The organism is Microbacterium elymi (genome assembly GCF_021582895.2).
GTDB lineage: Bacteria > Actinomycetota > Actinomycetes > Actinomycetales > Microbacteriaceae > Microbacterium > Microbacterium humicola.
In genome coordinates, this window is sequence record NZ_CP091139.2 from 1,622,846 (window position 1) to 1,643,582 (window position 20,737).

General features: G+C 71.6%; 17 protein-coding genes and 9 pseudogenes. 6 read left to right on the forward strand and 20 right to left on the reverse strand.

Annotation, left to right across the window (positions count from 1 at the left end; translation table 11 throughout):
- Window positions 1–24: 24 nt before the first annotated feature.
- The 9 genes and pseudogenes from L2X98_RS08790 to L2X98_RS08825 form a co-directional block, all read right to left on the reverse strand.
- Complete coding sequence (locus L2X98_RS08790; protein ID WP_259613003.1) at window positions 25–222, reverse strand: SNARE-associated domain-containing protein; 198 nt, start codon at window positions 220–222, stop codon at window positions 25–27.
- A gap of 120 nt (window positions 223–342) precedes the next feature.
- Window positions 343–1,180, reverse strand: a pseudogene (locus L2X98_RS08795) (metal ABC transporter permease).
- 22 nt (window positions 1,181–1,202) lie between these two features.
- Window positions 1,203–2,018, reverse strand: a complete 816-nt coding sequence (locus L2X98_RS08800) for a metal ABC transporter ATP-binding protein (RefSeq protein WP_259613004.1) — start codon at window positions 2,016–2,018, stop codon at window positions 1,203–1,205.
- 261 nt (window positions 2,019–2,279) lie between these two features.
- Window positions 2,280–2,888: a metal ABC transporter solute-binding protein, Zn/Mn family gene (locus L2X98_RS20660; protein ID WP_354003026.1), complete on the reverse strand. Its 609-nt coding sequence runs from the start codon at window positions 2,886–2,888 to the stop codon at window positions 2,280–2,282.
- Window positions 2,785–3,183, reverse strand: coding sequence for a metal ABC transporter solute-binding protein, Zn/Mn family (locus L2X98_RS20665; RefSeq protein ID WP_354003027.1), 399 nt, complete (start codon window positions 3,181–3,183; stop codon window positions 2,785–2,787). Before L2X98_RS20665 ends, L2X98_RS20660 begins: the two co-directional genes overlap by 104 nt.
- 161 nt (window positions 3,184–3,344) lie before the next feature.
- Window positions 3,345–4,665: pseudogene (locus L2X98_RS08810) on the reverse strand (dihydrolipoamide acetyltransferase family protein).
- A gap of 121 nt (window positions 4,666–4,786) precedes the next feature.
- Window positions 4,787–5,749 (reverse strand): annotated as a pseudogene (locus L2X98_RS08815) (alpha-ketoacid dehydrogenase subunit beta).
- Between the two features lie 74 nt (window positions 5,750–5,823).
- Complete coding sequence (locus L2X98_RS08820; protein WP_259613005.1) at window positions 5,824–6,972, reverse strand: thiamine pyrophosphate-dependent dehydrogenase E1 component subunit alpha; 1,149 nt, start codon at window positions 6,970–6,972, stop codon at window positions 5,824–5,826.
- 4 nt (window positions 6,973–6,976) lie between these two features.
- Window positions 6,977–8,084: pseudogene (locus L2X98_RS08825) on the reverse strand (histidinol-phosphate transaminase).
- A 295-nt stretch (window positions 8,085–8,379) separates the two neighbouring features.
- Between L2X98_RS08825 and L2X98_RS08830 the strand changes: the two are divergent.
- From L2X98_RS08830 to L2X98_RS08840, 3 genes are read left to right on the forward strand one after another with little or no spacing between them, the layout of a single operon-like run.
- The gene (locus L2X98_RS08830) at window positions 8,380–8,961 is read left to right on the forward strand and encodes a hypothetical protein (protein ID WP_259613006.1); all 582 of its coding nucleotides are present in this window, start codon (window positions 8,380–8,382) and stop codon (window positions 8,959–8,961) included.
- On the forward strand, window positions 8,958–9,389 hold the full coding sequence (locus tag L2X98_RS08835) for an OmpA family protein (RefSeq protein ID WP_259613007.1): 432 nt from the start codon (window positions 8,958–8,960) through the stop codon (window positions 9,387–9,389). The genes L2X98_RS08830 and L2X98_RS08835 overlap by 4 nt, the downstream gene beginning before the upstream one ends.
- On the forward strand, window positions 9,386–10,003 hold the full coding sequence (locus L2X98_RS08840; protein ID WP_259613008.1) for a hypothetical protein: 618 nt from the start codon (window positions 9,386–9,388) through the stop codon (window positions 10,001–10,003). Before L2X98_RS08835 ends, L2X98_RS08840 begins: the two co-directional genes overlap by 4 nt.
- A 143-nt stretch (window positions 10,004–10,146) precedes the next feature.
- Here the strand turns inward: L2X98_RS08840 and L2X98_RS20670 are convergent, their stop codons facing one another.
- From L2X98_RS20670 to L2X98_RS08860, 5 genes and pseudogenes are all read right to left on the reverse strand, one after another.
- A complete protein-coding gene (locus L2X98_RS20670) occupies window positions 10,147–10,515 on the reverse strand; it encodes an ABC transporter ATP-binding protein (protein ID WP_354003028.1) in 369 nt (122 codons plus the stop codon).
- Between the two features lie 72 nt (window positions 10,516–10,587).
- Window positions 10,588–11,043 (reverse strand): annotated as a pseudogene (locus L2X98_RS20675) (ATP-binding cassette domain-containing protein); the annotation flags it as partial.
- Window positions 11,040–11,441, reverse strand: a complete 402-nt coding sequence (locus L2X98_RS20680; protein ID WP_354003029.1) for an ATP-binding cassette domain-containing protein — start codon at window positions 11,439–11,441, stop codon at window positions 11,040–11,042. The gene L2X98_RS20680 and the pseudogene L2X98_RS20675, both read right to left, overlap by 4 nt.
- 58 nt (window positions 11,442–11,499) lie before the next feature.
- Window positions 11,500–11,853, reverse strand: a pseudogene (locus L2X98_RS20685) (ATP-binding cassette domain-containing protein); the annotation flags it as partial.
- 73 nt (window positions 11,854–11,926) lie between these two features.
- Window positions 11,927–13,246, reverse strand: coding sequence for an ABC transporter permease subunit (locus L2X98_RS08860; protein WP_259613011.1), 1,320 nt, complete (start codon window positions 13,244–13,246; stop codon window positions 11,927–11,929).
- Between L2X98_RS08860 and L2X98_RS08865 the strand changes: the two genes are divergently transcribed.
- On the forward strand, window positions 13,224–13,736 hold the full coding sequence (locus tag L2X98_RS08865; RefSeq protein WP_259613012.1) for a hypothetical protein: 513 nt from the start codon (window positions 13,224–13,226) through the stop codon (window positions 13,734–13,736). The two genes, L2X98_RS08860 and L2X98_RS08865, sit on opposite strands and share 23 nt — an antisense overlap.
- Here the strand turns inward: L2X98_RS08865 and L2X98_RS20690 are convergent.
- The 3 genes and pseudogenes from L2X98_RS20690 to L2X98_RS08890 form a co-directional block, all read right to left on the reverse strand.
- Window positions 13,720–14,909: pseudogene (locus L2X98_RS20690) on the reverse strand (ABC transporter substrate-binding protein). The gene L2X98_RS08865 and the pseudogene L2X98_RS20690 overlap by 17 nt on opposite strands.
- A 395-nt stretch (window positions 14,910–15,304) precedes the next feature.
- Window positions 15,305–15,927 (reverse strand): annotated as a pseudogene (locus L2X98_RS20695) (DUF1684 domain-containing protein).
- Window positions 15,861–16,025, reverse strand: a complete 165-nt coding sequence (locus tag L2X98_RS08890) for a hypothetical protein (RefSeq protein ID WP_259613015.1) — start codon at window positions 16,023–16,025, stop codon at window positions 15,861–15,863. Before L2X98_RS08890 ends, L2X98_RS20695 begins: the two are co-directional and overlap by 67 nt.
- Window positions 16,026–16,234: 209 nt before the next feature.
- On the opposite strand from L2X98_RS08890, the gene L2X98_RS08895 reads away from it, so the two are divergent.
- Window positions 16,235–16,627 (forward strand): phage holin family protein, encoded by a 393-nt coding sequence (locus L2X98_RS08895; RefSeq protein WP_259613016.1) that lies wholly within the window; start codon window positions 16,235–16,237, stop codon window positions 16,625–16,627.
- A 191-nt stretch (window positions 16,628–16,818) separates the two neighbouring features.
- On the opposite strand, the gene L2X98_RS08900 is transcribed toward L2X98_RS08895, so the two are convergent.
- Window positions 16,819–17,850, reverse strand: a complete 1,032-nt coding sequence (locus L2X98_RS08900; RefSeq protein WP_259613017.1) for a pirin family protein — start codon at window positions 17,848–17,850, stop codon at window positions 16,819–16,821.
- Window positions 17,851–17,914: 64 nt separating this feature from the next.
- Window positions 17,915–18,139, reverse strand: coding sequence for a hypothetical protein (locus L2X98_RS08905; RefSeq protein WP_259613018.1), 225 nt, complete (start codon window positions 18,137–18,139; stop codon window positions 17,915–17,917).
- Window positions 18,140–18,204: 65 nt separating this feature from the next.
- On the opposite strand from L2X98_RS08905, the gene L2X98_RS08910 reads away from it, so the two are divergent.
- Window positions 18,205–18,525 (forward strand): hypothetical protein, encoded by a 321-nt coding sequence (locus tag L2X98_RS08910; protein WP_259613019.1) that lies wholly within the window; start codon window positions 18,205–18,207, stop codon window positions 18,523–18,525.
- A gap of 28 nt (window positions 18,526–18,553) precedes the next feature.
- Here the strand turns inward: L2X98_RS08910 and L2X98_RS08915 are convergent.
- Window positions 18,554–20,706 (reverse strand): annotated as a pseudogene (locus tag L2X98_RS08915) (PTS fructose transporter subunit IIABC).
- Window positions 20,707–20,737 lie beyond the last annotated feature (31 nt).

A 20,737-nucleotide genomic window follows, 5' to 3' on the forward strand; every position in this document is an offset into this window, starting at 1 on the left:
CCCTCGAGGTCGAGAGTCGTCATGTCACGGCGTCCCCCGCCGCGGGAAGAACGCGTCTGTCTCATCGAGGTACGCGGACTTCAGGATGCGCACATCGGGACGGAACCATCGACGCCCGTGCCGGCGTCCGATCAGGAAGCCGCCCCCGGCACCGGTGATCACCGCCCCGCCGGCGACGAGAGCGGGCGATCCGGATGACGCGAGGAACGCGCTGACCACCATGGGGTGAGCGTGCGCGCGACCGACTAAGGAAGGTCTCAGACGGCCGTCGTGGCCGCGCAGGCTCTGCGCATCGGCCGTGCCACAAGGGACGGGTGCGGGGCGGACGGCGCCCGGCGGGGGCTATGCCGCCGAGCGCGTGACGCGGTCGCGGCCGGCGCCCACGCCCCGGCAGACCAGGTAGATCACGAACGAGATCGTGGTGATGTACGGGCTCACCGGCAGTTCGCCCATGACGGCGAGCAGGATGCCGCCGACGGCCGAGACGAGACCGAAGACCGCCGCGAGCACGGGCACCGCGACCGGACCGGTCGCCACCCGCATGGCCGCGGCGGCGGGGGTGACCACCAACGCCAGCACGAGGAGGGCGCCGATGATGTGCACGGCGACGGCGACCACCAGGCCCAGCATCAGCATGAACCCGAGCGAGACCCACCGCACCGGCACGCCCCGCGCGGCGGCGGCCTGCGGGTCGAGCGAATCGAAGCGCAGCGGCCGCCACATCAGGACGAGCCCGACCAGGACGACCGCGCTGATCACGATCAGCCAGCCCAGCTGCGCACTCTGCACCGTGACGATCTGGCCGGTCAGCAGACTGAACCGGTTCGCGCTGCGACCCGGATACAGCGACAGGAACAGGATGCCCAGGCCCAGCCCGAACGGCATCAGGACGCCGATGATCGAGTTGCGCTCCCGCGCGCGGGCGCCGAGCCACCCGATGAGCCCCGCGGCGATCAGCGATCCGACGATCGATCCGGTCACGGCATCCGCCCCCAGCAGCAGGGCCGCCGCGGCGCCGGCGAACGAGAGCTCGCTGATGCCGTGCACGGCGAACGCCATGTCGCGCTTGCATCACGAACACGCCGATCAGGCCGCCCACGAGCCCGAGGACGGCCCCCGCCCACACGGAGTTCGACACCAGTGCCAGGATCTCGCCGTAGTCGGCCACGCCGCCGAACATGGCGTTCCAGACATCCCCCAGCTCATTCGTGCTCGCCTTCGTGGTGGTGGTGGGATGCCTCGGCATCCGGTGCGCCGACGACCACGAGTCGGTTCCCGGCCCGCATCACGAACACCGCCGCGCCGTACAGGTCGGTGAGCACATCGCTGCGGAGCACGTCGCGCGGAGCGCCGAGCATGAATCGCCCACCGGCGAGGTAGAGGATGCGGTCGACCTTGCCGAGCACCGGGTTGATGTCGTGCGTGACCAGCAGCACGGCCGCCTGCTGCTCGCGCCGATGCCGGTCGATCATGCGCACGACGGCGTCTTGGTTTGCCAGATCGAGGCTCGTCAGCGGCTCGTCGCACAGCAGCAGCCTCGGCTGGTCGGCCAGGGCCTGCGCGACCCGCAGCCGTCCTGCTCGCCGCCGGAGAGCAGCCCGACCGGACGGTCGGCGAACGCCGCGGCGCCGGCCGCGCGCAAGCTCGTCGACGCGCTCCCGGTCGCCGCGATGCGGGATCGGCGGACCGAACCGGTGCCCGTCGACCCCCAGGCGCACCAGATCGCGGGCCCGCATCGCGGTGTCGCGGGCAGCGGGCGCTGCCGGGATGTATCCGATCCGCCGGTTGCCGGCGCGGTGCACGGGCTCGCCGAGCGCGGTGATCCGGCCCTTGCTGAGCCGGTCGAGCCCGAGGATCGCGCGCAGCAGCGTGGTCTTGCCCGAGCCGGACGGCCCGAGCACGGCGATGAGCTCACCCGGGTCGACGGTCAGGTCCAGGCCCGACCACAGGCCGTGGCCGCCGCGTCGCAGCGCCGCGTTCTCGATCACGAGGGGCGGGCCGGAATGCTCGGATTTCACCACTCCACCTTAGTGATAACGGTTCTCAGTGTGTGCGCGACCTTCGCCCGGCAGACGCCGAGCAGACGCCGAGCAGACGCCGAGACCGGGGAATCGCCGCGAAACCGGGCGGAATGCACTCGGTGTCACGGAGGATCCCTGGTCTCGACATCCGGACGGGGCGAGGGAGGGCACGGGGCGAGGGCGAGCGGCTGCGACCGGGTCGCGGCGGAGGCTAGGACAGGGCGCCGGCGAGCGCGTCGACGTTGGCCGTCATCCAGGTCAGGTAGGTCTCGCCGTCGGGCAAGGCTCGGAGAACCGCAGCGTCGGGATGCCGGCATCCTTCGCATCCTGCTCCACCCGGTCGGTCTCGGCTCCGCCGGCCTGCGCATTGACGACCACGACGGCGACCTGCTTCGCCGAGATGATCTGCAGCGCTTCCAGAAGCGTCGCGGGCGCGACATCCTGCCCTTCCTCGACGGCTTCGCTGAAGGCCGGGGGCGTCTTGTTGTCCAGGCCGGCCGCATCGGTGAGGGAGAGCGGCAGCGGCTCGGTGACGAACACGCCCGTTCCCTCGTGCGCGCTCTTCAGCTGGGCCAGGCGGCCGTCGATCTTCTCGATGCCGGCCGTGAACGCCTGCGCGTTCGTCGCGAACGCGTCCTTGCCCGCCGGGTCGATCGTGCCGAGCTCCTCGGCGACTTTGCCGGCGAGCGTGGCCATCACGGCGGGGTCGTAGAACACGTGCTCGTTGAACCCCTCGAGGTGGTCATGGGCGTGGGCGTCGTCGTCACGGTGGGTGCCGAGGTCGCCGTCGGCGGGGTACTCCGGCGAGAGGGTCGCGGCGGTGATCACGGCGGCCTTGCTGTCGGATGCCTGGATCAGGCCGTCGATGAACGGGTCGAACCCGCCGCCGTTCTCGATCACGACCGCGGCATGCGCCACGCGCAAGCTGGTCGCGGGCGCTCGCCTCGTACTCGTGCGGATCCAGCGCGAAGGAGTCGATGATCGAGGTGACGTCCACGCGGTCGCCGCCGACGGCCTCGGCGATCGATCCGTACACGTTCGTCGAAGCGACCACGGCGATGCGCCCATCCCCCGAGCCGTCGGCGGCGGTCGGGCCGGAGCATCCGGCGAACAGGGCGGCCGTGGAGGCGATCGAGGCGGCGAAGATCACGCGGTTTCTCATCACGTCCCCCACCCTAACCCGTAATGAGAATCATTCTCAACTCACGGGGCGCCTCTCTCCCCCTCTCCCCGCCGCCCTCGCTGTCGGGGCGGCGGCCGGGCCGGGCCGGGCCGGGCCGGGGCGGGCCGGGTCGGGCGGTCGGGGCGGCGGCCGGCCGGCGGTCAGTCGAGCAGGAGGGCGGGCTCCTCCAGGATCGAGGCGACGTCGGCGATGAACCGGCTCATGCCGTCGCCGTCGACCACGCGGTGGTCGAACGATCCGGCCACGGTGGTGACCCAGCGCGGACGCACCTCGCCGTCGACCACCCAGGGCTTCTGCCGGATCGTGCCCATCGCGACGATCCCGGCCTCACCGGGGTTCAGGATCGGGGTTCCGGCATCCATCCCGAACACGCCGATGTTCGTGATCGTGATCGTGCCGTCCTGCTGGTCGGCCGGAGTGGTCTTGCCCTCGCGGGCGGTGAGCGTGAGCTTCTGCAGCGCCGCGGCGAGCTCGCGCATCGTCAGGTTCTGCGCATCCTTGATGTTCGGCACCAGCAGCCCGCGCGGCGTCGCCGCGGCGATCCCGAGGTTCACGTAGTGCCGCACCCGGATCTCGGCGCCGTCTCCGGTCTCGATCCACGCCGCGTTGACCATCGGCGTGCGCCGGACGGCCCAGATCACGGCGCGGGCCACGATCAGCAGAGGCGACACCTTGATGTCGGCGAAGTCCGGCGAGGACTTGAGCCGCTTGACGAGCTCCATCGTGCGGGTGGCATCGACATCCGTCCACACCGTCACGTGCGGGGCGGTGTAGGCGCTTGCGCACCATGCCGCTGGCGACGGCCTTGCGCACGCCCTTGACCGGGATCGTCTCGGTGCGCTCGTCGACGGATGCCGCGGCCGGCGCCGCGACCGGGATGGTCTCTTCGCGCACCGGCGACCAGTCGGGGGTCTCGATGTTGCGGAAGACGCTGGCCTGCGACGCCTGCTTCAGGACGTCGTCGCGGGTGACCTCGCCGGCGGGGCCGGAGGGCGTGACCGCGGACAGGTCGATCCCCAGGTCGCGCGCGAGCTTGCGGATCGGCGGCTTGGCGACGGCTCCGACCGAGGCGCGCACCGGGCGCTCGGCGGGCTTGCGACGGCGCGACTTCACCGGGCCGCCGGTGCCGTAGCCGACGAGCACGGAGCCCTCGGTCGCCGGTTCGGCCTCCGGCTCGCCGTGCTCGCTCTGCCCCATCACGGCGTCGGGGGCGGATGCCGCGCCCGACGCGATCGTGATGATCGGGGTTCCGACATCCACCGTCGTCCCCTCGGTCACGAGGATCTCGCCGACGGTGCCGTCGAACGGCGACGGCAGCTCGACGAGCGACTTGGCCGTCTCGATCTCGACCAGGACGTCGTTGACGGCGACCTGGTCGCCGGGGGCCACGTGCCAGCTGACGATCTCGGCCTCGGTGAGGCCCTCGCCGACATCCGGCAGCAGGAAGGTCTGGGGGCTCATATCGTTCCCTTCGTCACCCCGCCAGCACCGTGCCGAGAGTGCATCTGACGGCCGAGAGAGCGGGCATCACCCATACTCTCGCCCGTCAGATGCACTTTCGCGGTCATCGCGGAGGGTCTTCTCAGTAGGCGAGGACGCGGTCGACGGCCTCGAGGATGCGGTCCGGGTCGGGCAGGAACACGCCCTCGAGCTTGGCGGGCGGGAACGGGGCGTCGAAGCCCGACACCCGCAGCACCGGGGCCTCGAGCGCGTAGAACGCCTCGGTCATGACGGTCGCCGCAACCTCGCCGCCGAGCGACACGAAGCCGGGGGCCTCCTGCGCGTAGACCATCCGGCCGGTGTGCCGGATCGAATCCAGCACCGGCCCGTAATCGATCGGCGACAGCGAGCGCAGGTCGATGACCTCGCACGAGACGCCCTCGCCCTCGGCCAGGGCGGCGGCCTGCAAGCGTCGTGACCATGGCGCCGTGCCCGACCAGGGTGACGTCGGTGCCGCGCCGCACGATCCGCGATGCGTGCAGCGGCAGCGCCGGGGCGGCCTGGTCCACCTCGCCCTTCTGCCAGTACTTCGCCTTCGGCTCGAGGAAGATCACCGGGTCGTCCGACGCGATCGCATCCTGGATCATCCAGTACGCGTCGTTCGGCGTGGACGGCGAGACCACCCGCAGGCCCGGGGTGTGCGCGAAGTACGTCTCCGGGCTCTCCTGGTGATGCTCGACCGCCCCGATGTGGCCGCCGTACGGGATGCGGATGACCACCGGCATCCGCAGCGCGCCCTCGTGCCGGTTCGTGATCTTGGCCAGCTGGGTGGTGATCTGGTCGAACGCGGGGAACACGAACCCGTCGAACTGGATCTCGACCACCGGACGGAATCCGCCCATCGCCAGGCCGATCGCCGTGCCGACGATGCCGGACTCGGCCAGCGGGGTGTCGAGCACCCGCTGCTCGCCGAACTCGGCCTGCAGCCCTCGGTGACGCGGAACACGCCGCCGAGCCGGCCGATGTCCTCGCCCATCAGCAGCACCCGGTCGTTGTCGGCCATCGCGCGGCGCAGCCCGGCGTTCAACGCCCGGCTGAACGGCATGGTCTGCACGGCGGGGCCGCCGTCGACGTCCGCCGGCTCACTCACCGGCGCGGCGGAGGATGCGACAGGAGCGCTCATCGGGTGCCCTCCTCGAGGGATGTCTCGTACTCGGCCAGCCACGCCTTCTCGCGTTCCATCAGCGGATGCGGCTCGGAATACACGTGGTCGAAGATCGTCGAGGCCGGGATCGGCCCCAGCGCGACCGTGCGCGTGCGGATGTCGTCGGCGCCCGCGGCGGCCGCGGCATCCACCTCGTCGAAGAAGGCGTCGGAGGCCCCCCGCCCGCGCAGGTACGCGCGCATCCGCGCGATCGGGTCGCGGCGCGCCCACGATTCCTCTTCGTCCGAGGTGCGGTACTTGGTGGGGTCGTCGCTGGTGGTGTGCGCGCCCATCCGGTAGGTGACGGCCTCGATCGCGCGCGGGCCGGTCCCGGCGCGGGCCTCGTCGAGGGCGCAACGGGTGACCGCGTAGCTGGCGAGCACGTCGTTGCCGTCCAGGCGGACCGACGGGATGCCGTAGCCGGCACCGCGGCGGGACAGCGGCACGCGTGCCTGGGTGGCGACCGGCACCGAGATCGCCCACTGGTTGTTCTGCAGGAAGAACACCTCGGGGGTCTGGTAGCTGGCGGCGAACACCATCGCCTCGTGCACGTCGCCCTGGCTGGAGGCCCCGTCGCCGTAGTACACGATGACGGCCTCGTCGCGGTCCGGATCGCCGGTGCCCGACTTGCCGTCGAAGGCCAGTCCCATGGCCAGCCCGGTGGCGTGCAGGGTCTGCGAGCCGAGCACCAGCGTGTAGATGTGGGTGTTGCCGACGGCCGGGTCGGACGGATCCCATCCCCCGTGCGTGAGGCCGCGCATGAGCCGGATGATGTCGATCGGGTCGACGCCCCGGATCATGCAGACCGCGTGCTCGCGGTACGACGGGAACAGATGATCCTGGGTGCGGGCGGCGTAGGCCGAGCCGACCTGGGCGGCCTCCTGCCCGAGGCTCGGCGGCCAGAGCGCGAGCTGTCCCTGCCGCTGCAGGTTGGTGGCCTGCTGGTCGAACGCGCGCACCACCACCATGTCGCGGTAGAACTGCTCCAGCTCGGCGTCGGGCAGCGCCTCGACCAGGTCGAGATACGGTTCCGCGGCGGGTGTCGGCGCGAGTGATCCGCTCGGATCGAGGACTCGGACCAGGCCCGGGTCGTCAGGGGTCACATCGTCATCGGTGGGGAGCACCGTTCTACGCTAACCGTCGCGCCGGATGCCCCTCCGGAAGAGACTCGACAATGGATCCTGCAATTTGCAGTACCTTCTCCACAGACTCCTCCTCGCCGACCGAGACGCGGATGCCGTCGCCGGCGAACGGCCGGACGATGCATCCGTCGCCCTCGAACCGCTCCGCGGCCTCCATCGTCTGGGCGCCGGTGGCCAGCCACACGAAGTTGCCCTGCGCCTCTGGGACCGCCCAGCCCTGGGCGCGCAGGCCGTCGACGACCCGGTCGCGGCGGTCGGCGATCGTGTGCACGCGCGCAAGGAGCTCGGCCTCGGCGTCCAGGCTCGCCAGCGCCGCCTCTTCGGACTGCGCCGTGACCGACAGGGGCACGGCGGTGGAGCGGGCCGCATCGAGGATGCGGCGGTGCCCGATGGCGTAGCCGACCCGCAGGCCGGCCAGGCCGAACGCCTTGGAGAACGTGCGCAGCACGACGACGTTGGGGTGGTCGTCGCGGCCGAGCTTGCGCAGGCCGTCGACGGCGTCCGGATCGGTGACGAACTCGGCGTACGCCTCGTCCAGGAGCACGAGCAGGTCGGACGGGATCTTGGCCAGGAATGCCTCGAACTCGGCCTGGGTGACCACCGGGCCGGTCGGGTTGTTCGGGCTTGCACACGATGATCGCGCGGGTGCGGTCGGTGACGGCGGCGGCCATCGCGTCCAGATCGTGCCGGGCGTCCGCGGTCAGCGGCACCTCGACCGGCGTCGCCCCGGCGATCAGGACCAGACCCGGGTACGCCTCGAACGAGCGCCATGCGTAGACGACCTCGTCGCCGGGACCGGCGGCGGCCAGCATCAGCTGCGACAGGATCGACACGCTGCCGGCGCCGATGTGCACCTCGTCGGGGGTGACGCCGAACCGCGCGGCCAGCGCCTGCCGCAGGCGGGCGGCCGTGGCATCCGGGTAGCGGTTCACGCCGACGGTGCGCCGCAGCGATTCGACCACCGTGGGCAGCGGCTCGTACGGATTCTCGTTGCTGGACAGCTTGAACGCGTCTTCGCCGGCCTGCTTGCCCTGCCGGTACGGGGGCAGGGCCGCGATCTCGGGGCGGATGCGGACGGGAACGTCTTCGGTCACGCCTCGAGTCTACGAGCCACCGTGCGCGCTCCCCTCTCTGACGCCGGAATCCTCCCTGACGCCGAAATCGTACGACTTGGCCGACTGCACATCAATTTCGGCCCAGGATGATGTTCACTCGGCCAGATCGTACGATTTCGTGTGCCCGGGGATGGGGAAATGTGCCCATGGAGCGATCCGCCGCCGGCGGCTAGCGTTCACTGACGGCCGGCGACCCAGCCGCGTCGGGACGGGAGTCGGGGGGAACATGAGGCCAGGACGCAGAGGGATCGCCGCGACGGCGGCGGTGATCGGGATGCTGAGCCTGGCGACGCCGGCGGTTGCGGCATCCACACCCCCGCCGAGCGACCCCGGCTCGGCCACCGCGCCCCTGCTGGGCACCACCGCGTACCGCGTGGTCGCCCTCGGCGAGAGCCAGATCAGGGTCGGCATCCTGGCGGTGGCGCGCATCCCGCATGGCACGGCGGTCTATTACGCCGTGGCCCCGAACTCCACCGGCGACGCCGATGTGGTCTTCATGCACACCAAGTCGCTGAACGATCCGTTCCCCGTCCAGGCTCTCGCGAACCTGGCCATCGTCGACGTCGCGCACGACGCCGTCTACCAGCCGTTGATCTCGGGCGAGCGCTGCCTGTCGAGCTCTGCCGGCGACCTGTCCGGCACGGACGCGAACGGCACGCCGAGCGTGGGCTACGCGATTCTGCCCGAGCTGCCGACCGATCTGAGCTCGGTCACCATCCGGATGGGCGGGTACGCGTTCCTGCCCGGCATCCCGGTCGGCGACGCGCCCCCGACGGGACCGGTCGCCGCGGCGCCGGTGCCGCTGGGATCCTGGCCCGAGCTGCCGACGAGGCCGCGATCGCCGCCGGCGACGTGAAGCAGGCCACGCGACCGCTGACCACCAACATCGCCGACCCCGTCGCGGCGACCTCCACGAGCCGGACGCGCACGACCGTCGCCCTGGCCTCGGACGTGCTGTTCGCCAACGACAGCGCGACCCTGAACGGCAAGGCGCAGTCCGCGCTGCGGGCGGTGGCCGACAAGATCAACGCGCACGGCACGGGCGTCGTGATGATCGACGGATACACCGACTCGGTCGACTCGGACGCGCACAACCAGGCGCTGTCCGAGGCGCGCGCGCAGTCGGTGCGCACGGCACTGACCCCGCTCGTGACGAACACCGGCGTGACCTTCCAGACCGCCGGGCACGGCGAGCAGGATCCGGTCGCCGACAACGGCACCGCACAGGGACGGCAGCTGAACCGCCGCGTGACGGTCTCGTTCGCGACCGAGGGGGACAAGTGAACCGCAGGATGCCGCACCCGGCCGCCGGCCTCGCCGCGGCGGGTCTCGCCCTCGCGCTGGCCCTGGCCGGTTGCACCGCCACGCCTCCGCCGACCCCGCCGTCGCCGAGCACCCCCAGCCCGACCGCCCTCTCGGTCGATCAGGTGTCGAAGAAGATCGCGGATGCCGCCTTCCCGACCGGGTCGATCGCGCACACCGACGGCACCATCGACGCGATCGACAAGACGGCGGTGACGATCGATGTGGTCGCCCTCGAGGCGCTGCCCGACTCGACGATGCTCGAACTGCGGATCGCCACCGCCTCGGGCAAGGAGGAGCGGATCACCTCGTTCCAGTTCGCTGTCGCCCCGTTCCACGACACCCGCAACATCGGCCTCGTCGACACCGCGAGCGGCAAGACGTACCGTCCGTACACCTACCAGAACGCCCGGGATGCGGACGGCCAGAACACCGGATGCCTCTGCGACGGCTTGCCCGACAGCGCCGACGGCACCGGCATCCTGGTGTCGATGATCATGCCGCCGCTGCCCGACGGAACCGACGCCGTCGACGTCACGATCCCCGGGATGACCACGATGAAGGCCGTCCCGGTCTCTCGCGACGCCGCTCGCTGAGCCGGCCGCTCGCTGAGCCGGCCGCTCGCTGTTCGGCCGCCTCCCGTTCGCTTCACACCCAGCGAGATCGGAAATATGCTCCGCTGCGCGCCAGATTCCGAGACATCTCCCCGATCTCGCGCAGGGGATCCGGAGCCCTGAGCTCAGGCCGGAGGCAGCCGCGGCACGCTGCCGAGCAGGCGCTGCGTGTAGGGATGCGCGGGCGCCGCGAGGACGGATGCCGTCGGCCCCTGTTCGACGATCCGCCCCTGCTCGAGCACGATGATCCGGCGGCACAGCCGAGCGACGATGCTGAGGTCGTGCGAGACGACGACCATCGTCACCGGCGTGCGGCCGGCCTCGCCTTCGCCGCCGGCCTCGCCGCCGCCGCTCGCACCGCCGCCACCGCGGGCACCACCGCCCGCACCGCCACCGTCGCCGCCGCTCGCGTCGCCCTCGGCACCGCCGCCACTGCCGGCCCGGCCGCCGCCGAGCTCTTCCAGCAGGTCGATGATCGCCACCCGGGTGACCATGTCCAGCGCCGAGACCGGCTCGTCGGCCAGCAGCACGCGCGGGTTCGTGACCAGCGCGCGAGCGATGGCGATCCGCTGACGCTGTCCTCCGGAGAACTGGTGCGGGTACCGGTCGGCGGTGTCGCCCTCCAGCCCGACCGAGACGAGGGTCCGGCGGGCCAGCTCCTCGGCGCGGGCACCGGATGCCACACCCAGCGAGCGCAGCGGCTCCGAGACCGTGCGGCCGATGCGCTGGCGCGGGTCCAGCGACGAGTAGGGATCCTGGAAGACCGGCTTGCGCGAAACGACGGTGTGCACGCATGCGCGCGCCCGCCCCGGTCTGCAGTGCGGTCCCGTCGGCGCGGACCGTCCCGGCCGTGGGCGCGCTCAGGCCGAGCGGCAAGCCGGCAGCGTCGACTTGCCCGCCCCGGACTCGCCGACGATGCCGACGTGCTCCCCGGGCTGGATGGCGAACGAGATGCCGGCCAGGACGTCGGGGCCGGACCGGTACCGGAAGCCGACCTCGTCCAGCTCGTACAGCGCGCTCATGCCGGGCCCCCGGCATCCAGCGCCCGGTCCAGCGCCCGCGCCGCGCCCACCAGGCGGCGGGTGTACGGCTCCTGCGGCGCGGTCAGCAGCCGGCCGACCGGACCCGTCTCGACCGCGCGCCCGTCGCGGAGCACGATGGCGGTGTCGGCCATCTCGGCGACCACCGCCAGGTCGTGGCTGACGAACAGGGTGGCGGTCCGGTCGTCGTCGACCACCGCGTGCAGGCAGCGCAGCACCTCGGCCTGGACCGTGACATCCAGTGCGGTCGTCGGCTCGTCCAGGATCAGCAGGTCGGGACGCGACGCGAGCGCCATCGCGATCGCCACCCGCTGCCGCTGCCCTCCCGACGCCTCGTGCGGGTAGGCGCGGGCGATCCGCTCGGGGTCGCGCAGCCGCACGGCGCGCAAGCGCCTCGTGCACGGCCTCGACCCGTGCCCGCCGGCCGGGCTTGGGCGATGCGGCCCGGCCGATCGCCTCGCCGAGCTGTCGCCCCAGGCGCATCAGCGGGTCCAGCGCGGTCAGCGGCTCCTGGAACACGATGCCCACGCGACGGCCGCGCACGGCCCGGGCGATCCGGTCGGGCGCGCCCACCAGCTCCTGCCCGCCGAGCCGGATGCTGCCGGTCACGGTCATGCCCTCCGGCAGCAGTCCGAGGATGGCCAGGCTGGTCAGCGACTTGCCCGACCCGGATTCGCCGATCAGCGCGAGGCGCTGGCCGCGCTCGGCCCGCAGGGTCAGATCGTCGACGAGCACCCGCCCGTCTCCGGCGCGGATGGTCAGGTGCTCGACGCTCAGCACCGGATCGCTCATCGCCGCCTCCGGGTGGGGTCGAAGGCGTCCTGCAGCCCGTCGGCGAGCAGGTTCATCCCGAGCACGAGCACGATCAGCGCCACACCGGGGGCGATCGCCCCGAGCGGGGCCACGTAGACCGTCCCCTGCGCCTGCTCGGCAGGCTGCCCCACGACGCGTTCGGCGGCGGCGCCCCCAAGCCGAGGTACGACAGGCTCGCCTCGGCCAGGACTGCGAGCCCGAACTGCAGCGCCACGATGACCGCCAGGGTCGGCCAGATGTTGGGCAGGATGTGCTGGAAGATGATGCCGGGCCACCGCGTGCCCGACGTGCGCGCCGCCGTCACGTACTGCTGGGTGAGCACCCGCTTGGCGAGGATCCGGGTCAGCCGCGCGACGATCGCACTGCAGGCCAGCCCGATCGCGAGGATCGCCGAGCCGAGCGTCGCGCCGCGGGCGGCGACCACCAGCATCGCCAGCAGCAGCGCCGGGAACGCGATCAGCACGTCCAGCACGGCGGCGATGGCGTCGTCGAACCACCGTTGCGCGAACGCGGCGGCAAGCCCCAGCACGATGCCCAGCACGCCGCCGAGTGCGGCCGAGCCGGCCCCTGCCAGCAGCGCGATGCGCGCGCCCACCATGAGCTGGGAGAGCAGGTCGCGCCCGAGCGTGTCGGTGCCGAGCCAGTGCTGGGGCGAGGGGCCGGTCAGCCGTCCGCCGCCGATCTGCGCCGGCGGGTAGGGCAGGTAGACCAGCGAGACGAGCGCGACCACGACGACGATGCCCACCAGCACCGCACCGATCGTGGCGGTCGCCGACCACCGCCGGTCGCGGCGGCGCGCCGCGGCATCCACCTCGGCCGCGACATCCACCACCGGCGCCGTCACAGCAGCGCTCCCCGCAAGCCGGGGGTCGAGCATCTTCTGCACGAGGTCGGCGAGGAAGCCCACGATCAGCACCAGCATCGTGGTGACCAGGATCACGCCCTGGATCGTCGGGTAGTCGTGCTGGGCGATGCCGGTGACCAGCATCGAACCCAGCCCGGGCAGCGCGAACACGTTCTCGACCACGACGGCGCCCAGGAACGTGGTGGCCAGCTCGATGCCGAGCACCGAGACCAGCGGCACCGCCACCGACTTCAGGCCGTGCCGGAGCATCGCGCTGCCGAAGCTGGCGCCCAGGCTCCGGAAGGTGCGCAGGAAGTCGCTGCCGATCACCTCGATGCACGCCGAACGCACGTAGCGGGCGATCGAGGCCGACATCACCAGCGCGATGGTGATGATCGGCAGGGTCAGCGACCGAAGCGCCTCGGCCGGGTCGGCCCAGTCCGCCTGCGGGAAGCCGCCCGCCGGCAGCACCCGCATGCCGAGCGCGAACGCCCACACCAGCAGGATGCCGATCCAGAACACCGGCACCGCGATGCCGAGCTGCGAGACCGCCGAGCACACCACCCCGACCCAGCTTGCGGCTGTAGCGGGCGGCGACGAACCCCACCGGGGCGGCGATCAGGATCGCCAGCACGAACGCGATGAGCGTCAACGGCAGGGTCACCAGCAGCCGCTGGGCGATCTGCGGGCCCACCGGCAGGCTGCTCACGAACGACGAGCCGAGGTCGAGGCGCAGCATCTGCCCCGCCCACGTGGCGAACTGCTGCAGGAGCGGCTGATCCGAGCCGATCGCGTGCCGGGCGGCCGCGATCTGCTCGGGGGTGGCGCCGACGGCGACCAGCGCGTTCGCCGGGTCACCCGGCAGCATCCGGCAGGCACGAACGTGACGACGGCCGCCGCCGCCAGCGACACCAGCAGGAAGACGAGGCGCCGGAGAATGTACGCGAGCATCGGTCGCCCCTCCTCCCCGGCTGCGGATGCCGTGACCCGGCGCCCTGCGATCAGCCCTGCTTCTTGATCCCGTACACGAAGAACTGCGAGTTCAGGCCGTTGACAGGGTATCCGCTGAGCGTGGTGCGGGCCACGACGATCTGCGGGTACAGGTACAGCCAGTCGCTGGCGGCGTCCTTCACGATGAGCTCGTTGGCCTGCTTCAGGTCGGCGGTCTGCTCGTCGGCCGTCTTGGCCTGCTCGGACTTCGCGATCAGCGCCGTGACATCCGGGTTGTCGTAGCCCCAGTAGAAGTCGGGGTTGCCATACCAGACCACGTCGCGGTCGTTCACGTGCTCCTGCATCGTGGCGGCGAAATCATGGTTCTGGTAGATCTTCGTGTACCACTCGTCGGGCGTGATGATGTTGATCTTCACGTCCACGCCGACCTTCGACAGCTGCTCCTTGATGAACGCCGCCGCCTGCGGGTGCGGGTCGTAGTTGGGGGTGTCCAGGGTGAAGCTGAAGCCGTCCGGGTAGCCGGCCGCGGCGAGCTCCTTCTTCGCCTCGGCGGGGTCGTACGGGTAGAGCGCGCTGAAGTCCTGGTACCACGGGTCGGTGGGCGGCACCATCGATCCGGTGACCTTGCCGTAGGAGCCCCAGATCGAGTTCAGCAGCGCGCTGCGGTCGATCGCCCGGGTGATCGCGACCCGCACCGCGGTCTTGTCGAACGGCGCCTTCTTGTCGTTGAACGCCAGCAACGCTTGGTGGTGGACGACCCGTCGTTGACCTTGTACTGCGGGTTGTTCTCGAACTGGGTGAGCGCGTCCGGGCTCTGCTCGCCGGTGACGATGTCGAGCTGTCCGGACAGCAGCGCGTTGTTCTCGGCGGTCGAGTCCTTGTAGTAGTTGTAGACGACCTGCTTGTTGGTGGCCGGGGTGCCCCAGTAGTCGTCGAATCGGGTCAGGGTCAGGGCGCTGCCCTGCTTCCAGTCCGACACCGTGTAGGGCCCGGTGCCGTCCTCGGTGGTCTTCAGGTCCTTCGCGTCGCGCTGGATGATCCACACGTAGCTGAGGTTGTAGATCAGCGAGATCGAGGGCTTGGACAGGGTGATCACGACGGTCGCATCGTCGGGGGTCTGCACCGAGGCGATCACGGCGAGGTCGCCCTTGCGCGCCGACTGCGAGTCGGGGGCCAGCACCTTCTCGATGCTGTACTTCACGTCCTGGGCGGTCAGCGGCTGCCCGGAGTGGAACGTCACGTCCTTGCGCAAGCGTGAACGTGTAGGTGAGTCCGTCGTCGGAGTGCTTCTCGGATGCCGCGAGCAGCGGCGTGACCTTGCCGTCGTCGCCGAGCTTGTACAGCGCCTCGTACACGTTGCCGTTCAGCGCCTCGGTCACGCCCTGGCCGCCGCCGGCGGTGTTGTCCAGGTTCTGCGGCTCGTAGATCGAGCCGACCTGGATCGTCGCCTCTTTGTCGTATCCGCCCGCGGCGGACGTGTTCTGCGACGCCCCGGCCCCGCAGCCGGCGAGGACGGTGACGGCGGCGACCGCCAGGGCGAGGATGGCGATCGGACGTGCCGTGCGCATGGTTCTCCTTCTCGGGTATGTCATCGGGTCGACCTGGTGGATGCTGCGCCCAGGTCACGTCGCGTTCTCAGCGGCCGTCGGCCGCGGCATCCGGTGCGAACAGCGGCAGCTTCTCGCCGGCGCGCACCGGGACGCCGATGCGGTTCGACGGCGGCGGGAACGGACAGTTGTACTGGTCGCTGAACCCGCACGGCGGGACGAACGCGCGGTTGAAGTCGAGGGTCACGGTGCCTTCGGTGGCGAAGCCGTCCGCGGCGCGCTCGATGAACAGGAACCGCCCGGCGCCGTAGGTCTCGGCGCCGTTGGTGGGATCGGCGAAGACCAGCGCAGCGTGCCGTCGTCGTCGAACGCGCTGAGCTGGTAGTCCTGCCCGGCGATCTCGACGTCGATCCGGCCCGGCACGACCAGGTCGCGGGTGCGCCCGTTGTCGCGCATGTGCTCGAACGAGACGGTGTGGCCCGCCGCCAGCGGCGTGTAGCGGCCCTCGAGCACCCAGGCGGGGTCGTACGGGTAGCAGCCGATGTCGGTGAAGGCGGCGATCGCCGGCGAGTGCGCGTCCCAGCGGCGCAAGCCCTCCTGCTTCAGGCCGGTCTCGAGGTCGGTGCGGCGCAGGGCGGTGATGCTCACCCCGTCCTCGTCGGGGTCGCGCAGCTTGCCTCGGCGGGGATCGTGGTGCCCGCCGGATACCACCGGGTCTCGACCAGGGCGAGGTTGCCGCGCGCCGAGGTGACCGACGCGAGGCGCTCGCGGTGCCACGCCTCGTGCTCCTGCCTGTCGATCGAGTCCATCCTTCTATCTCTCCCCGTCACGGCCGGCGGCTCCGCGCGTGTTACCGCCTGTGACCGGCAGGCGGCGCCGCCTCCCGTGCAGAACTCCGGACACTTCGAGCCGTCCGCCGCGACACGCCGGTGATCGGCCGCGCGGCGGCGCATTCTTCCGGAGTTCTGCACGCGCGCCGGCCGAGACATCCGCCGATCCCGCATGTCAGACTGACCGCATGCGCTTCCTCATCCGCGTCGTCATCAACGCCTTCGCCATCTGGGTCGCGACCCTCATCCCGGTGCTGACCGTGACGGTGATCGCGTTCCCGCCCGGCGACACGCTGCAGTTCGTGCTCACGCTGCTGATCGTGGCGGCGATCTTCGCGATCGTGAACACGATCATCGGCACGATCATCAAGATCGTCGCCTTCCCGCTCTACATCCTCACGCTCGGCCTGATCTCACTGGTGATCAACGGCCTGCTGCTGTGGATCACCGCCTGGCTCACGCACTGGTGGAACTGGGGTCTGCGCGTCGAGTCGTTCTGGTGGGGCGTCGTGGCGGCGCTGCTGATCACCGTCATCAACTGGATCCTCGGCATCATCCTCCGCCCGCAGCGCCGGCGCTGAGCCCGGGCCTCGGGTCGCCCGGTTCGGCGACACTGACTCGGCGTTCATCTGTCGCCGTTGCACGCGGATGCCTGCGACCGCCGTGCATCAGCGACAGATGAGCCGGAGCGGGGCGGGGCGCGGCGGGACGCAGCGGGACGCGGCGCGGCATCCGTCCGCCCTGTGGCCCGCTCGTGGACGACGAGCCCGGATCAGCCCTGCACGTGCGGCGGACGGTTCTGCCGCGGGCGCAGCCGCAGCCCGGGCAGGGCGGGGGCGGGCAGGCGCTGCAGGCCGCCCGGTCCGCCGAGCCCGACGTATCCCTCGACCCGGCCGAACCGGTCGCCCTCGTCCTGCCATTCCTGGCGGAACCGGGCGATCTCGTCCGAGTCGCGGCCGACGAAGTTCCACCACATCACGATGTCCTCGTCGAACGGAGCGCCGCCGATCAGCACGAGCCGCGCATCGGTCGTGCCCTCGTTGCGGGTCCGCAGCCGGGCGCTGCCGATGCCGGTGTACCCGATCGTGGCGCGCGGCACCGGAACTCCCTCGAGCGTGATGTCCCCGGCATCCACCAGCACGCCGTGCTCGAATCCCGGGTCGACGTCCAGCACGAGCGTGGCGGCCGGCGCCAGGCGGATCTCGGCGCCCACCAGCGGAGAGTGCACGTCGACGGGGGATGCCGCCCCCAGCAGGCTGCCCAGGAACACCAGCGCCGACCCGCCGTCGAAGGCCACCGGCTCGGGGGCGTAGTGCTCGAACACGCGCCCGATGGCGTTGCGCACGGCGTCGGGCAGCGCGAGCCACAGCTGCACGCCGTGCAGAGTCGTGGTCTCGGCGGTGGAGACCTCGGAGTGGCAGATCCCGGTGCCGGCCGTCATCAGGTTCATCTCTCCGGGAAGCACCAGACCGACGTTGCCGCCCGAGTCGATGTGGTCGATCGCGCCCTCGAACAGCCAGCTCACGGTCTGCAGTCCGGTGTGCGGGTGGGGCGCGACATCCATGCCGCCCGAGGTCGACACGTCGTCGGGGCCGTAGTGGTCCACGAAGCACCAGGCGCCGATCATCGAGCGCTGGCGCTGCGGGAGCGTGCGGCGCACGGTCATCGCGCGCGGGCCGCCGAGGGGAACCTCGCGCGATTCGATGATCTCGACCGGCGCGCCGTCGGCGCATGCCGATCGCGGCCCCGGCAGTCCCCCGTCGTGGGCGACGATCTCCTGCGGGTGCGCCTCGGTGTTGCTCATGGCCCCATCCTCGCCCGGGGACGCGCGGGCGGCAAGGATGCCGCGGCCGGCCGGATCGCTCGGGTCACTCCCCGTGCCGGAGGACGATCGCCGCCGGCATCCGGCGCACGACCCCGCGGAACAGCGGCTTGGTGAGGGATGCCGCCTCGGCGGCCGCGACGATGCGGGGCGCGTTCGTGACGATGTCGCGCCCCTTCCAGGTCAGGATCGCCCCTCCGGCTTGCGACGACGTTGCGCGCCCAGTTCGTCTTCCGACCCCACGGCAGCCCGATGAGGATGACGCTCTCATCGACGACCGGCACGATGGCGACCGGATTCTCGTACACTGTGCCGCTACGGCGCCCGCGGTGATGCATGACCGCCCACAGCGGGAACCACCGGCGCCCGGCGAGCGCCTTCGCGACCGGCGTGAACGCCCGCTGCGCCGACGGACGCCGGTTCTGCTCACTCATGCCTCCAGGATGCACCCGCGGCGGTCGGCGCGCACGACCCCGCCTCACCGAGGCATCCACCCGGCCTCCTGCCGCACGCGCCCGCCTCACCGAGGCGTCCACCCCGGCCTTCCGCCCACGGCGCCGCCTCACCGAGGCATCCGCCGCGGCCTATGCCCGGGGCGCCTTCATCTGTCGCCGTTGCACGGAAATCCGCGAGGGAGTGCACAACAGCGACAGATGAGGCGGCATCCGCCGACCGCCGGCCGGGCTCAGGCGGCGACGGCCGCCGGCACAGCCGCGGGCTGGACCGCATCGACCCGCCGGCCGACGAAACGCTTCAGCGCGACCAGGAGCAGCGCGGTCACGATCGTCCCGGCGATCAGGGCGACCACAAACCCCCAGATCGGGTCGATCGCGAAGAACACGAAGATCCCGCCGTGCGGGGCACGGGATGCCACGTCGAACGCCATGCACAGGGCTCCGGTGACGGCGCCGCCCACCAGGTTGGCCGGGATCACCCGCAGCGGGTCGGCGGCGGCGAACGGGATCGCCCCCTCGGAGATGAACGACGCTCCCAGCAGCCAGGCGGCGGCGCCGTTCTCGCGCTCGACGGTGGTGAACCCGCGGCGGTACAGCACGGTCGAGGCGAGCGCCATCGCCAGCGGCGGCACCATGCCGGCGCACATCACCGCGGCCATGATGTGGAGGCTGGCGGGCGTCTGGGCGGCGAGGCCCGCGACGGCGAACGCGTACGCCGTCTTGTTGACGGGCCCGCCCAGGTCGAAGCACATCATCAGTCCGAGGATGACGCCGAGTCCGATCGCGCCGGCCCCGGTCAGTCCGTTGAGGAAGTCGGTCATCCGCGCCATCAGCCACGCGATCGGGCCGCCGAGCACGAGCAGCATCAGACCGGAGGCGATCGCCGAGGCGAGCAGCGGGATGATCACCACCGGCATCAGGCCGCGCAGCCAGCGCGGCACGGCGGGCTTGCCGATGAGGTAGGCCGCATAGCCCGCGATAAGGCCGCCGACCAGGCCCCCGATGAAGCCGGCGTTCATGAACACGGCGACCGATCCGGCCACGAATCCGGGGGCGATGCCGGGTCGGTCGGCGATCGCGAACGCGATGTAGCCGGCCAGCGCGGGCACCAGGAACCCCATGCTGATGCTGCCGATCTCGAACGCGATGGCGCCGAGGTAGTACACGAGGCCCTCGGGCGGCAGATGCCAGATCGCGAAGTTCTGCAGCGTGTAGACCGCGTTGCTCACGCCGGAATCGCCGTGCGTGAGGGCGATGGCGTACCCGGCGAGCAGGAACCCGATCGCCATCAGCAGGCCGCCGCCGGCCACGAACGGGATCATGTAGCTGACGCCGGTCAGCAGGATGCGCTTCAGTCGGGTTCCCCCGGATTCGGCCGGCGCGGATGCCGTCGCCGTCGCGGTCGCGCCAGTCACGCGTTCCGCGTGCGGGTCGGATGCCGCGGCCACAGCCTCGTCGATGAGTCTCTCGGGATGCTCGATGCCGGCCTTCACCGACGCGCGCACGACGGGCTTGCCGGCGAACCGCTGCGGCTCGCGCACGTCGACGTCGACCGCGAAGATCACGGCATCGGCGGCGGCGATGACGTCCTCCGGCAGGGCGCGGTAGCCGCTGGAGCCCTGCGGCTCGACGACGAGGTCGACGCCCGTCTTCTTGCCTGCGGCCGTCAGCGCGTCGGCGGCCATGAAGGTGTGGGCGATGCCGGTGGCGCAGGCGGTGACCGCGACGATGCGGGTGCCGGATGCCGCGGCCGGCGCCGCGCCGGGGGCGGCGGGTGCTGTCCCCGGCGCCTCGGCTGTCCCTGGGGCAGTCCCTGGGGCAACCGCCGGACCGGCGGCATCCGTCGTCCCCGCGGCATCCGCGGCACTGGCAGACGCGGCATCCGCGGCAGCCGTACCCACGGCAGCCGTCCCCGCGCCATCCGCGGGCTCTTCCTCGCCGATCGCGACCCGGACGATGTGCACGACGTCGTCGGGGGTCGCGGCGGCGCGCAAGCTGGGAGGTGAATTCGTCCTGCATGAGGCTTCGAGCCAGCTTCGACAGCACCGCGAGGTGCGCCTCGGCGGCGTCGGCGGGCGCCGCGATGAGGAAGACGAGGTCGGCCGGGCCGTCGTCGGCGCCGAAGTCGACACCGGGCTTCAGCCGGGCGAACGCCAGCGCCGGCTGGGTGACAGCGGGGCTCTTCGCGTGCGGGATCGCGATGCCGCCAGGCAGTCCGGTCTCGTCCTGCTGCTCGCGCCCAGGCATCGGCGAAGAGGGCGTCGGCGTCGCTCGCGCGCCCCTGGTCGACCACGCGCCGCGCGAGGGCGCCCAGGACGGCGGCCTTGTCGGCGCCGAGGTCGGCGTCGAGGCTGACGAGTTCGGGGGTGATGGTGTGGGACATGGTGACCTCCATCGGTCGGGGAATGCGGGTC